Source organism: Clostridioides mangenotii TR, assembly GCF_000498755.1.
Taxonomy (GTDB): domain Bacteria; phylum Bacillota; class Clostridia; order Peptostreptococcales; family Peptostreptococcaceae; genus Metaclostridioides; species Metaclostridioides mangenotii_A.
Genome location: NZ_AXUS01000014.1, coordinates 65,253 through 78,696, shown reverse-complemented (window position 1 = coordinate 78,696; position 13,444 = coordinate 65,253). Strand labels below are relative to the sequence as shown.

Sequence of the window (13,444 nt, the reverse complement as noted above, 5' to 3'; positions counted from 1 at the left end):
TTATGGAAGCTATTAGTGTAAGGAACTTATCAGTGGCATATGAAAACAATACTATAATTGAAGATATGAATTTATCCATACCAAAGGGTAAAGTAAGTATAATAATAGGAGCTAATGGATGTGGAAAATCAACTTTGCTTAAAACTATAGCAAGAATTAATAAACCTAAAAATGGAGATATTTTTATAAATAATAAAAATATAAAGAAAATAAAGGAAAAAAGCATAGCAAAAGAAGTTGCTTTTCTTCCACAAGGTCCAGTTTGTCCAAGTGGACTTACAGTAAGAGAGCTTGTAGCTTATGGAAGATTTCCTCATCAAAAAATTATAGGTGGACTTAATAATCATGACAAAGAAGTTATTGACTGGGTAATAGAAGAAACTGGTCTTATAGAATTTGCAAACAGGGAAGTTGAAAATTTATCTGGTGGACAAAGACAAAGAGCATGGATTGCCATGATATTAGCTCAAGAAACAGATATTATAATGCTTGATGAGCCAACAACTTATTTAGATATGTCTTATCAGCTTGAGGTATTAGAAGTACTTCAAAAGCTTAACAAAGAAAAAAATATTACAGTAGTTATAGTTCTTCATGAGCTTAACAATGCTTGCAGATTTGCAGATAATATAATAGGTCTTAAAAAAGGGAAGATTATTTGCGAGGGTAAACCAATAGATGTAATTAATAAAGAAACTCTGAAAAAAATATATGGAATAGACGCTAGACTTAAACCAAGTGAAAGTGGAGAGTATCCAGTATGTACTGAATACGAAATTTTCAGGGAGGGTGCATGAGAAATAAAAACTTTATAATAATAGTAATAGGGCAGGTAATTTCGCTTTTTGGAAATGCAATTCAAAGGTTTAGTATGGCCTTATATTTATTAGAATTCACAGGAAGTACAGCAGTTTTTGCTAACATCTTAGCGATATCGACGATACCTTATATTATATTTGCACCAATTGCGGGTATACTTTCAGATAATATGAATAGAAAAAAAATAATGGTATATTTAGATCTAGTGTGTTTTATAATAATTGGGTGTTATGCATTTATACTTCTAAATGGAAGAGATCATGAGTTAATAGCTGCGACAGTTATGTTCGTACTATCAATATGTGCTACTTTATATGGGCCAGCAGTAGTTTCTTCAATCCCACAAATAGTAGATGAAGATAAACTTACTACAGCAAATGGAATAATAAATCAGGTAGGATCATTTGTAAACTTTTTAGGACCTATACTTGCAGGAATTCTTTATGGCTTACTAGGAATAAAGCTAATAGTAGTTATAAATGCAATAAGTTTCTTAATATCGGCAATAATTGAGTTGTTCTTAGACATTCCAGATGTGATTAAAAAAGAAAAAGTAAACTCTTGTTATAAAGAAAAATTATTATCAATAGGCTTTATAAGAAAATCATTTGTGGATATGAAAAATAGTTTTGATTACTTAAAAAATGAAAATAAAATTATACTCGGAATTATAGCTTCCTACGCTTTTTGTAATATTTTTTCAGTACCAATATTATCAATAGTTGCACCATACTTTATAAACATATTACTTGGATTACCTTCGCAGGTTTATGGAATAGTAGAAGGTATATGTATTCTAGGTATGATATTAGGAGGTGCTTGGATAAGTATAAAACCAAATATGTTCTCTATGAAAAATGTTCATTATACATATTTTCCTATGATAGTAGGGGTTATGCTAATGTCTACATTAGGATTTATAAAGTTAAATAATTATGCTTTAGCTGGAATATTTGCATTTAGCGGTATGGTAATAATGCTATCTTTAGCATTATCTAACGTGTTAACCTTGACTTTTATACAAAAAGAAGTGCCAGCAGATATGCTAGGAAGAGTATCAGCTTTTTCAACAGCAGTAGCAACAATAAGTGTTGCACCAGGGCAGGTATTATTTGGACAAGTAATAGATTTGGGAATACCAATAGGAGTAATCTTAGGTATAGCAGCTATTATAAACATTGGACTTATATTGTTTGTTAAATGGAATGTAAGAGAATTAGATATAATAGGGAATATATAGTTTAATTTATGAGTGTATGAAAACGAAAGATCGATAGCAAATAACTACAAATAAGATATAGATGTTGTAAAATATTTAATTATGAAGGATAGACTGAATAGACAAAAGGAAGTCTATCTTTATGTCTTTTAATGAAATAGATTATGGCAATTTAAAATTTTCGAAATAAGAAAGATAATTTAACCCCATTAGTTAGACAAAAGGATTTATAAATAAAAATAGTTAAGTTAAAATATTATATTATAACTTAACTATTTTTGTTTTAACTTAAAGTAAAAAATTGTAAAAATACTTAACTTGACTTGACATAATTATTTAATAAATAGGCATTAATACAAAATATAATGAAAATAGAATCTATATAGTTTGTTTTACTATGATAGGAGTAACCTCAAGTACTCTTTTTAAAAATGGAAATTTAGTTTTCATCATATTGTATTCATCTCCATCATCTAAAAATCTAGCAGTTCCCTCTAAATAAAAACCAGCTCCCATACCAATTGTTCCCTCGACTTCCTTAGAACCTAATGTAAGTTTAATTTTATTATTAACTAATATATCCTTCTGTGTACTAGTCATTCCGGCTGCAGGAATTAGAAGGACATCATTAGAAATATGTGTATAACTATTCCAAGTATTTGTTACATTTGCATTATTATTTGACCAAGTAGTTATAGATAGTGCTCCTTCATGGTTTAAAACCTCTTTAAATTTTTCATTAAACATAATAGTTTCTCCTTAATATAAAAGATATTATAGATAAATTTTATCTATAATTAGACTAACATTAATTTATTTAACTGTCAATAAAATATTAAATTGACGTACTTGACTTGATATAAACCCTAGGTTAATCTATTAGGTATCATTAATATTTAAGAAAGGAAATTATAAAAATGATATGTTTCATTTTTATAAGATAAAATAAATATGCAATTTAGTATTGGAATTGAGTATGCATTACATTCACTTTTTTATATTTTGGATTTACCAAAAGGGACATCTATAGGAATTAAAGAATTAGCTAATCTTCATCAGGTTTCCGAAACTTATTTATCTAAAATTTTTACAAAACTTCGCAAACAAGGCATAGTAAGATCTGTTCCTGGAGTTAAGGGTGGATATGAACTTGCAAAAGAACCTGAAAATATATCGTTTTGGGACGTGGTTGAGGCGGTAGAAGGTACTTCTTACTTGTTTCAATGCAAAGAAATAAGGAAGAACAATCAATTGTTTAATGAGGAACAAAAAGATTCCAATTCATGTAACAATGGAGATCCATGTCTGATAAAGGTAGTTATGTGGGAAGCAGAGGAGCAAATGAGAAATTATTTAAGAAAAAAGAATTTACTTTGGCTAAGGGATGAAGTATACAGCGATTTTTCAAAAGATAAGAAGGAAAAAATTAATACATGGATAAAAAATAGATAAGTACGATTTTGATGTTATAAAATACAAAAGGTAAAATAAAAAAATTTAAATTACTCACTTTATATTTAACCGCACTATTTATTAGTGCGGTTTGTTTATTTTAAATTTGTTTATCTAAGAAGTGAACGATTAAATAATAAATTGTATCGGGATGATAAAAATGGAAATTCAATTTAATAAATATTTATAATTGATATGTAATAACTACTTTAGGATTGGTAGAAGAAAATCTTGCGAAGTAATACAAATTTTCTATCCTTCATTTTCAACAGAGTAAATTATGAAAAATTTAATCTTGTAATATAATTTGAGAGAGTATATCCTAAGTAGAGGGTTAGGGAATGAAACTATAAAATATATAGATTTACCTACACTAACTTGAGGTATTAGAACAATTGTACAAAAACGAAAGGAATTTGTAGTATGAAAAAAATAATTAAATTATTGAGCTTGTCAATTTGCATCGCAATAGTGTGTTTCTTATTAGTAGGATGTAGCAAGAAGACTTCTGAAGAAATAAATTTCTTAAACTATGGAGAAAACATAGATAAAGAAAGCGTAAAAGAATTTGAGAAAGAGTATGGTATAAAAGTTAATATTGAAACCTTTGATGATATGGAAACAATGTATCAGAAGGTTAGTAGCGGAGGGGTAAAATATGATGTTGTTTTAATATCTGATGCCTTGATTCCAAGAATGATTGAAAAAAATCTAGTTAAAGAGCTAGATAAGGTAAATATACCAAATATATCGCAAATGGATAATGAGTACTTAAATTTAGAAATTGATCCAGGAAATAAATATTCAGTTCCTTACATGTTTGGAACAATAGGCATTATTTATAATAAAGATGTAGTAACAGAAGAAGTGGATAGTTGGGATATACTATGGGATGAAAAATATAAAAATAAAATATTCATGTTTGATACTTATAGAGATACTATGGGAGCCACTTTAAAAAAATTGGGATATTCTATAAATTCAACTAACCCAAAAGAAATTGAAGAAGCTAAAGAGCTTTTATTAAATCAAAGAAAATTAGTAGATCCAATTTATGGCGTTGATAACGGAACTACAATGATTCCAGCAGGGGAATCCGATATAAATATGATCTGGTCTGGTGAAGGGTTAAATCTCCAAGATGAAAATCCTAATTTAGTTTATGTAGTACCTAAGGAAGGGGCAAACTTCTGGATTGATAGTTTATGTATACCTCATAATGCCAAAAATATTGAAGGGGCTGAAAAATTCATAAACTTTGTAAGTGATAAGAAAAGCGCACTTAGAATAGCTGATGAAATAGGCTATACAACTCCAAACAAAGAAGCAAGATTAGAGCAACCAGAAGAAGTTAGAAATAATCTGAACGCATATATGCCTAAAGAAATAATGGATCGATGTGAAATCTATGTTGATTTCACTAAAGATATCAAAAGACTATATGACGATGCGTGGGTAAACATAAAATCAAATAATTAAATCAATGATGAAGGGCTAATATACAGCCTTTCATTATTATTTTAAAATTATGGTGACGTTTTATTAATAGGGTAAAATCAAATAAATAATAGATTGAATTCGAGTAATATTACAAATAACAGAGAAGAAGATAGATTGTCCAAATAAAATGGAGTTCTATCTTCTATTATGTTTTGATGGATAAATTTATGATTATTTTATATTCTCTTTATCCCAAATAAATAATTTATCAGAGTTATTCAATGCTCCAAACAAGTTCTTCTTTGACCCCGGGATTTCTCTATTAAGACTCTCAACTAATTCCTTTATATTTTGCCTGTTTGTTTTACCGTCAGCGGGGCATGGATTTTTGATGATTTGGTAGTTATAATCTTTAGCTGCTTTCTTTGTCATGTATTCATTTATATAAATCATAGGTCTTATTATTGTAATATCCTGTCTGTCTAGGTGCGTTTTGGGAGAAAAACAACTAACTCTTCCTTCATAGAGCATAGACATCATGAAAGTTTCAATGGCATCATCTTTATGATGTCCTAGAGCTATTTTAGTACAACCAAGCTTTTTAGCATTGTCATTTAAGGCTCCACGTCTTAAATTCGCACAGAGAGAACATGGATTTTTTTCTTTTCTTATATCAAAGACAATTTCCTTTATATCCGTTTGAATTTCATAAAATGGAATTTCTAGATCTTCACATAGTTTATAGAGGGGAGAGTTGTCTACGCCCCTGGATTTAAAGTAATTGCTATTAATTCAAATTTCTGCGGGGAAAATCTTTGGTAATTTTTTAAAATATGAAGTAATGTTAAACTATCTTTTCCACCAGATAATCCAACAGCAATTTTGTCGTTTTCTTGTATCATATCGAAGTCTTTTATAGCTTGCCTTGCCTTGCTAAGTAGTTTTTTCATATATATCCTCCCGAATAAATTTACTCAAATATTATAACAAACTTGGCAAAACAGGACAAATGCAACTAAAGAACAGGTACCTAGAAATGAAATGTAAAATATAAGATTTTAGGAAAATATTTTAATTTAAAAATTGTGTAAAAATCCAATTTGATAATATAATATTAGGTAGAAAATTGATGGAAAAGGAATTAATCATATAAAGAAATCCAAATATATTTACTCTGCTTTATATTGAATGCTTTTAGGTTTTATTTACAATAGACAAAATTTATAAAAGAAGTACGATAAGGAAAATTTCAGGAGTTTTTAACGTGAGGGATATATTATTTTAGTTATTAATTTTGCAACTTGTAAAATTGTATATAGAAGTGTTACTATATCATGATAGATGAAAAATGAATTAGGAGTGTATGATGGAGATATTTCAAAGATACAAGGAAACAATACTTTATTTGATATGTGGAGTCCTTACAACTATAATTAATATAGCGACTTATGCTTTTTGCACAAGGATTTTAGGTATTAATTATTACATTTCGAATATAATAGCTTGGTTTGTGGCAGTAATATTTGCATATATAACAAATAAGTTCTATGTTTTTGAAAGTAAATCTATTGAATATAAGTATGTTATAAAAGAAATGTTGTCATTTATGAGCTGCAGAGTATTATCAGGATTAATTGAACTTTCATTAATGTTTGTAATGATAAACTTGTTGCTAATAAATGATTTTATAGTAAAAGTAATAACAAATATAGTGGTTATTATTATTAACTTTATATTAAGTAAATTAATTGTATTCAAAAATAAAAAAATAGAAAAGATTCAATAGATACATCGATAATTAAAAAGTTTTAACAAGAAAGTTTATATAATTAAAAAACTTTATAATTGAACTATGTATGTGAAAATGAGATAGGTGATTAAATGGAAATATATACAATAGGCCATTCAAACTATCCGTACGATAAATTGCTAGAGATGATAAAGAAATACAATATAGATTGCATAGTAGATATAAGAGAGACACCGTACTCAAAATACAATGTACAGTACAATAAAGAGGATTTCCATAAAAACCTTAAGAAATCTGGATATACGTACATATACATGGGAAAAGAATTTGGGGCTAAACGTATAGATCCAGCAAGTTATACACTTGAAGGATACGCAGACTTTGAAAAAGTACTAAAAGAAGATGTCTTTTTAAACGGAATTAAACGGCTTAGAAACGGATGCGAGATGGGTTATAGGATTGTGCTATTAGGAGCAATGCAAGAGCCTATAAGGTGCCATAGAAGCGTTCTGATGGGGAGGATACTTAGAGAAGAAGGATTCATAGTAACCATATACTTCACGAAGAAATATTAGGGGATGAAGTATATATAGAAAATTCATTGCTAGATAAGTACTTTAGCAATAGAAATCAATTAAGTATGGACAACTTATTAGGAACTGCGATGTCGAGAGAAGACATGATAAATGAAGCTTATAAAATGGCAAATAAAGAAATTGGATACAGAACAGAACATCTAGAAAAGTAGAATTTAAAACCGAAATATTTACGAATTAAGCATACATTATATGGGATAAATAGCCAGTAAAATAAAATATTTTAAAAATAATAAAAATAATACTAGCTACTATGTCAAAAAAGAGTTATACTTTATTAAGTAGATAAACTACAATAAATCAAAAATTTTTTTGAATAGGTTAATAGGAGAAGTTAGAATGACTAACGGAATAGTAAAATGGTTTAATAATGACAAAGGATTTGGATTCATATCAGTAGAAGGTGGAGATGATGTATTCGCACATTTCTCAGCTATACAAACTGATGGATTTAAATCATTAGAAGAAGGTCAAAAAGTAAGTTTTAATATAGTTGAGGGTGCAAGAGGTCCTCAAGCAGATAACATAACTATATTATAATATAGACATCGATCATTTAGAAAAGAGATCCAAGTATGGGTCTTTTTTTTATTTGAAAAATAAAAAAGCTCTTAGTTGCAATTTTTTATTTTCAAATCGAAAAATATATATAGAAATTTAGCGAAAAATAAATATTTATTAGAAAGAAAAATATGTAAAATATAGTATACGTTGGAAAAAAATACTTTTAAAAAATATGTAATAAAAAACATATACAGTTTATAAAAATACTTACTTATACTAAACTAACTAAATAGTTTAGTATAAGTAAGTATTTTTTATAAAAAACGTTAAAACCTTGTAGATAAGGAGTATACATGAGGTGATCGTAAAATAGAATAATCAAAATATTGTTTACAAAGCAAGAAATCATGATATACTTGGTATTATAAAACTAAGAAATGAGGTAGTGAGATGAAAAAATAGTTACTTTAGCACTATCATTAGTTATTGGTGCAAGTGTTGTAGGATGTAGTAATAAAGAAGCCTATACAAAGAAAGAAGAAAAAGGTAATGTTAAGGTAGAGAATACTATAGCCTTTCCAAAGGGGTATGACACGACATCTTCGGGCGCTTCATCTTATGCAGGTGGAGGAAATCACAATGATTCACCTTACTTTAAACAGTTAGATGTATATAGTATGAAATCTGATGAAAATCTTACAATAATTCCAGAGTTTAAGACATATCAACAAACTACAGAGTATACATGTGGGCCTGTTTCAGCGCTTATGGTCTTAGAACATTACGGTGAAAAGAGCTATGAAGAGCTAAAAATAGCTGATATTATGCAGTGCAATCAAGATATAAATGGAAATAACAAAGAAAACCCTGGTGAAGCAAATGAAAAAGGTGAGTATGGAACATCTACAGCAGGGATGGTAAAATTCTTTGATCAAAAAGGTTGGAATGTAGCATCAAGCTTAACAGAAGCGGATAAAGATGGATACAGTTTTACTGATCCGGAAGAGTTCAAGAGTTGGGTTATCAAAAATTTAAAGAATCAAACACCGATAATGATTGAATGGATTGATTGGGCAGGCCACTGGCAAGATATCATAGGTTACGATACTATGGGAACGGATGATTTCGGTGATGATGTTATAATATTTGCAGATGCTTATGATACTTCAGATCATGATCAAGATGGTTATTATACATATCCGGCTGAGAGATTTTTCTATATGTGGCAAGATAGAAATATACTTCCTGACGATCACGCAATACAACAATGGGTAATAGCAGAACCTAAAAAGTAGAGGATTTTTAACAAAACCGATAGTTTTTAGAATACATAGAAAAAGACCTCTATACGATTTAATTAAGTGATTAAGAGCCATATTGCAGATTGTGATATTGCTCTCTTTTAATGTGGGATATTATGGGATTAGCATTAGTAGTAGTAGGAGATATTCTTGAATACTAAAATATAATAAGGTATCATAAGGTTGACTAATCTATTTCTCGGGAGATAATTTACATAAAATTTTTATAGTGATAGAGTAAAAATCGTGATATTGAGACCATGGAGAGCTTTATAAATTAATAAGTAAAAATATTAATAAAAGGAGATTAAACTATGGATGGATATTTATTAATAAATAATAAAAAATATCCTTATAAATGTGATTATAAGAATGAATCAGCATCAAGGGATAGTTTTAATAAATTGACAGAGAAGACTTATGGATTTAACTTTGAACAATGGTACAATGATGGGCATTGGGGAGAAAGGTATATACCATATTCTATATTGTGTGAAGATCAAATAGTTGCAAATGTATCGGTAAATATTATTGACTTTGATTTTTATGGAGAACAAAAAAGATTTATACAAATAGGAACTGTTATGACAGATAGAGATTTCCAGGGTCAAGGATTTAGTAGGACATTATTAGAGGCTGTATTAAAAGAATGGGAGAATAATTGTGATTTAATTTATCTTTTCGCCAATGATAGTGTTTTAGATTTCTATCCAAAGTTCGGATTTACTAAAATAGATGAATACGTGTATTCATTAAGAAAAGGCAAAGAAGATAATTCAACAGAATCGATGAGAAATACAAATATAAGGAAATTAAATATGGATAATGATAAAGACAGAGCTATTTTATACAATTTGGTCTGTAATACGAGAATATTTTCATCGGTATCAATGATAAATAATCCATCTCTAATAATGTTTCACTGTACGTATTTTAAGAAGAATGATATTTATTATTTAGAAGATTACAATACAGCAGTCATTTGTGATTTTGAAGAGGATACACTATATTTACATGAATTATTTAGCCCAGATGAAGTAAAACTTGATATTATTATTAATGTAATAGCAAATAGTGAAATTGAGAAAGTAGTATTAGGATTTATACCAAAGGATACTTCCGGTTACAATATGGATTTGCTAACAGAGGAAGACACAACGCTTTTTATAAAGAAAGGGAAGTACAATCCATTTGAAAATAAATTTTTAAGATTTCCTACCTTGTCTCATGCGTAACATAAGTATTATAATTTAGACACAAGGTTCAGAAGTTTAGAAACGAACTGGTACTATATAAATTGTTGATATAAATAGAAGGGAGATGTCTGTAAGTGAGATACAAGACATTGAAGAATGCAAGTTTAGAAACTTTACATGAAACATTTAATAAAGCTTTTTCTGACTACCAAATAGATATGCAAATGTCTATAAATAAATTTGATCAAATGATATCGAGAAAAGGATACGACCCTGAAATATCTGTGGGGGTATTTGATGGCAATGACTTAATTGGATTTGTATTGAATGGCATAAGAAAAATAGATAGAAAATGGACCGCTTATGATTTAGGTAAGGGAATTATAAGTGAGTATAGAGGTAAAGGCATATCGAATAAAATGCTTAGATACAATGAAGATATACTAAGAGAAAGGAATATAAGACAGTATATTCTCGAGGTTTTAAAGAATAATCCTAGAGCGATAGAAGTTTATAGAAATCGAGGATTTGAAGCGATTAGAGAATTTACATGTTATGAAATAGCTAAGAATGAATACGACTCCACAACAAGTGATCACAATGTGGAAACAAGATATATGACTTTTGATGATTGGAATTATATTAAGGAGTTTTGGGATGGAATTCCATCATGGCAAAATTCCAATGATTCAATAGCATCAGTGAAAGAATTGTTTAAAATATCAACAGTACTAAATGATGATAAAATTGTAGGATATGGAGTAATCGATATAAAATCAGGAGATATACCTCAGTTGGCTGTAGATACTGAGTATAGAGGAAGAGGAATTGGTAGAAGTATATTAAATGACTTAGTAAAGGAAACAAGATCAGATAATATTAGAGTTACAAATATAGATGATGAGAACTTATCATCACATGCGTTTTTGACTAGTTTGGGATTTTATGAGTTTGGTAGCAAATATGAAATGAAGTTGGATTTATTTTAAAAGAAGAGGTGAATCTGTTAGGTTCACCTCTTCTTTTAAAATATTATAATACTATATTAATTATAATTCGTAGATTAATTAGCTGCTGTTTCCGCATCTAACATAATAAATACAGCTGATAGTAAATGAAGAACCATACCTACGAAAGGAATTCATGTTAAGCAAGATGTTATTATTCCAAGAATTATAATGAAAGGATAATATTTATGAATAGAGAGATAGAGATACAAAGACCATACAGACATTTTAAAGGGAAATTATACTACGTACATCATATAGTTACACATACAGAAACTGAGGAAGTGTTGGTATCGTATCAAGCGCTTTACCCGCCGTATGGAATGTTTGTGAGGCCGCTAGAGATGTTTTTAGAAAAAGTTGAGGCGGGAAGAATAGATAATATCACAAATCAAGAGTACAGATTTGAGCTTTACGATAGTTCGAAGTTATAAAGTATATAAATATATTAAGAGATGATAAATTCTAAACTTCAATAATAAGTAGCAGAATAAAGAATCTGAAAAATGAAAAACAAGGAGGTTGTATATATCCGGGTAGATTAGAAGAAGACATCATAATATGTGGAGCGTATAGGGATTGAAAACCTGATACGTTCTATTTTTATGAGAAGTATTATTTTAAGATCTAAATCTATAGAATTTAAATCTTAAAAATATCTTTGAACCAATAGAAGCTAATATATTAGTAAAATAAACTATTAACTTGACATAGTATTTAAAATAATATATTATATAAACCATAATTATGTAATAGTAAAACAAAAAAACATATTAATGAGGTGATGAAATGATAGATAAAAATAGGAAAAAAGAATTATTATTAAAATATAAAGAAATGAAGTCTGAGATGGGTGTTTATATGATTAAGTCTTTAAAAACGGGAAAAGTATATCTAGGCTATAATCAGGATTTAAAAGGAACTTTAAATGGGGAGAGATTTAAGTTGAATGCTGGAGGTCATAAAAATAGAGAACTTCAAAAAGAGTGGAAAGAAAATACGGAAAAAGATTTTGAGATAAAAGTACTTGAAATATTGGAATACGATAAAGATGAATCTAAAACAGACTATACTGAGGACCTAAAAGTGTTGATTGGGTTTTGGAAAGAAAAATTCGAAAATGTAGAAGAAATTTAAACAATCTGAATTAGCTTAGCAACAATTCAACTAGAATGCAGAGGAAGATATGAAAAATATAGTATCGGAATATACAAGAGAAGGAATCACTTTCTTTGCAGCCGCTATTGAACAGGATAAAGAAGTAATAAAATGAGTCTATGGAGAAGAGTGTTTTTTAGATATATTGGATTTAAATAAACTACCAAATAGATTAGCGATGATTTTGAAGAACATATTATAGTGATAAGATTAAGCAAATGTGATGAGGATACACTAATATATGCTCCCTTTATATTAAACAGTTAAAATAAAAAAACTTTTGGCATGAAGGGAGCATTTTTATATTATACAAACAAATATATTTCCATCTTTTCTTTAGAACTAATTAAAGCGATAATTTGCAAAAATTAAGCCTATTTATAAGAACAGCAATAATCGGCATAAGTTTTTACAATTACATCAAAACTAGAATTGGCAGGGACTACAAAAGAATCACCTGTTTTATAAGTAGAGAATTCTGATTCATTTGGCAATTTGATGGCCATTTCTCCACCAAGAACTTCCATCAACTCTTCAGCATCAGTATTAAATTTATACTCTCCGGTAATCATGAAACCTAAAGTTTTTCTTTCTCCATTTTCCATATAAAATGTTCTACTTGTTACCTTTCCATCAAAATACACATTTGCAGCTTTTACTAGTTTAACATTATTAAATTCCATTTTAGATAATCTCCTTTTTTTTGATTTATCAAAAGGCAATTCTTACTGTGGTAATCATAATTCATCACCATTTGTAAGCAAATTGACTAGTGAGCATATATAATTACTTTAAACTTATTAATTTATTAACAAGTTCATCTAATTACAATAATAGCCAATAAATGTAGAATAATCAATAGCATTATTTCATTTGTGTATAATAATTTAAATAATACAATAAATAACCTTGTTTTATTTTTGTTATTTATATTTTTGGCTAATTCATTTTATTTGTGTATACAAAGTGTAAATATGTTAGACTTAATAAAATAGGTTAAAA

17 protein-coding genes are annotated in these 13,444 nt (G+C 28.4%); 13 read left to right on the top strand and 4 right to left on the bottom strand.

All coding sequences use genetic code 11. From position 1 onward, the window contains the following. Positions 1–2 precede the first annotated feature (2 nt). Positions 3–797, top strand: coding sequence for an ABC transporter ATP-binding protein (locus tag T473_RS0108650; protein WP_024621554.1), 795 nt, complete (start codon positions 3–5; stop codon positions 795–797). Further along, entirely contained in the window at positions 794–2,059 is a 1,266-nt protein-coding gene (locus tag T473_RS0108645; RefSeq protein ID WP_024621553.1) for an MFS transporter, read from the top strand. The genes T473_RS0108650 and T473_RS0108645 overlap by 4 nt, the downstream gene beginning before the upstream one ends. Positions 2,060–2,416: 357 nt before the next feature. Here the strand turns inward: T473_RS0108645 and T473_RS0108640 are convergent, their stop codons facing one another. Next, entirely contained in the window at positions 2,417–2,785 is a 369-nt protein-coding gene (locus T473_RS0108640; RefSeq protein ID WP_024621552.1) for a pyridoxamine 5'-phosphate oxidase family protein, read from the bottom strand. Between the two features lie 204 nt (positions 2,786–2,989). Here T473_RS0108640 and T473_RS0108635 point away from each other — a divergent pair, with 204 nt between their 5' ends. Then, positions 2,990–3,490, top strand: coding sequence for an RrF2 family transcriptional regulator (locus T473_RS0108635; protein WP_024621551.1), 501 nt, complete (start codon positions 2,990–2,992; stop codon positions 3,488–3,490). A 423-nt stretch (positions 3,491–3,913) separates the two neighbouring features. After that, positions 3,914–4,969, top strand: coding sequence for an ABC transporter substrate-binding protein (locus T473_RS0108630; protein WP_024621550.1), 1,056 nt, complete (start codon positions 3,914–3,916; stop codon positions 4,967–4,969). Positions 4,970–5,161: 192 nt separating this feature from the next. Here T473_RS0108630 and T473_RS16545 read toward each other — a convergent pair whose 3' ends face one another. Continuing rightward, positions 5,162–5,623 carry a tRNA 2-thiocytidine biosynthesis TtcA family protein gene (locus T473_RS16545; protein WP_334291442.1) on the bottom strand — a complete coding sequence of 154 codons (462 nt, stop codon included), beginning with the start codon at positions 5,621–5,623 and terminating at the stop codon, positions 5,162–5,164. 65 nt (positions 5,624–5,688) lie between these two features. Beyond that, the gene (locus T473_RS19760) at positions 5,689–5,880 is read right to left on the bottom strand and encodes an adenine nucleotide alpha hydrolase family protein (protein ID WP_330369442.1); all 192 of its coding nucleotides are present in this window, start codon (positions 5,878–5,880) and stop codon (positions 5,689–5,691) included. Positions 5,881–6,296: 416 nt separating this feature from the next. Here T473_RS19760 and T473_RS0108620 point away from each other — a divergent pair, with 416 nt between their 5' ends. The 9 genes from T473_RS0108620 to T473_RS0108585 all read left to right on the top strand — a co-directional run bounded on the left by T473_RS0108620 (position 6,297) and on the right by T473_RS0108585 (position 12,421). After that, complete coding sequence (locus T473_RS0108620) at positions 6,297–6,716, top strand: GtrA family protein (RefSeq protein ID WP_024621549.1); 420 nt, start codon at positions 6,297–6,299, stop codon at positions 6,714–6,716. A gap of 95 nt (positions 6,717–6,811) precedes the next feature. After that, positions 6,812–7,255: a DUF488 domain-containing protein gene (locus T473_RS16540; RefSeq protein ID WP_330369441.1), complete on the top strand. Its 444-nt coding sequence runs from the start codon at positions 6,812–6,814 to the stop codon at positions 7,253–7,255. Between the two features lie 26 nt (positions 7,256–7,281). Beyond that, complete coding sequence (locus tag T473_RS19755; protein WP_330369440.1) at positions 7,282–7,428, top strand: hypothetical protein; 147 nt, start codon at positions 7,282–7,284, stop codon at positions 7,426–7,428. 187 nt (positions 7,429–7,615) lie between these two features. Next, on the top strand, positions 7,616–7,816 hold the full coding sequence (locus T473_RS0108610; RefSeq protein ID WP_024621548.1) for a cold-shock protein: 201 nt from the start codon (positions 7,616–7,618) through the stop codon (positions 7,814–7,816). 641 nt (positions 7,817–8,457) lie between these two features. Next, a complete protein-coding gene (locus T473_RS0108605; protein ID WP_024621547.1) occupies positions 8,458–9,075 on the top strand; it encodes a C39 family peptidase in 618 nt (205 codons plus the stop codon). Between the two features lie 320 nt (positions 9,076–9,395). Further along, positions 9,396–10,316, top strand: coding sequence for a GNAT family N-acetyltransferase (locus T473_RS0108600; RefSeq protein WP_024621546.1), 921 nt, complete (start codon positions 9,396–9,398; stop codon positions 10,314–10,316). Between the two features lie 95 nt (positions 10,317–10,411). Then, positions 10,412–11,266, top strand: coding sequence for a GNAT family N-acetyltransferase (locus T473_RS0108595; protein WP_024621545.1), 855 nt, complete (start codon positions 10,412–10,414; stop codon positions 11,264–11,266). Between the two features lie 206 nt (positions 11,267–11,472). Continuing rightward, positions 11,473–11,718 carry a DUF1653 domain-containing protein gene (locus T473_RS0108590; RefSeq protein ID WP_024621544.1) on the top strand — a complete coding sequence of 82 codons (246 nt, stop codon included), beginning with the start codon at positions 11,473–11,475 and terminating at the stop codon, positions 11,716–11,718. Between the two features lie 355 nt (positions 11,719–12,073). Next, positions 12,074–12,421: a GIY-YIG nuclease family protein gene (locus tag T473_RS0108585; RefSeq protein WP_024621543.1), complete on the top strand. Its 348-nt coding sequence runs from the start codon at positions 12,074–12,076 to the stop codon at positions 12,419–12,421. Positions 12,422–12,816: 395 nt separating this feature from the next. Here the strand turns inward: T473_RS0108585 and ppnP are convergent, their stop codons facing one another. Beyond that, positions 12,817–13,125 carry a pyrimidine/purine nucleoside phosphorylase gene (gene ppnP, locus T473_RS0108575; protein ID WP_024621542.1) on the bottom strand — a complete coding sequence of 103 codons (309 nt, stop codon included), beginning with the start codon at positions 13,123–13,125 and terminating at the stop codon, positions 12,817–12,819. Positions 13,126–13,444 lie beyond the last annotated feature (319 nt).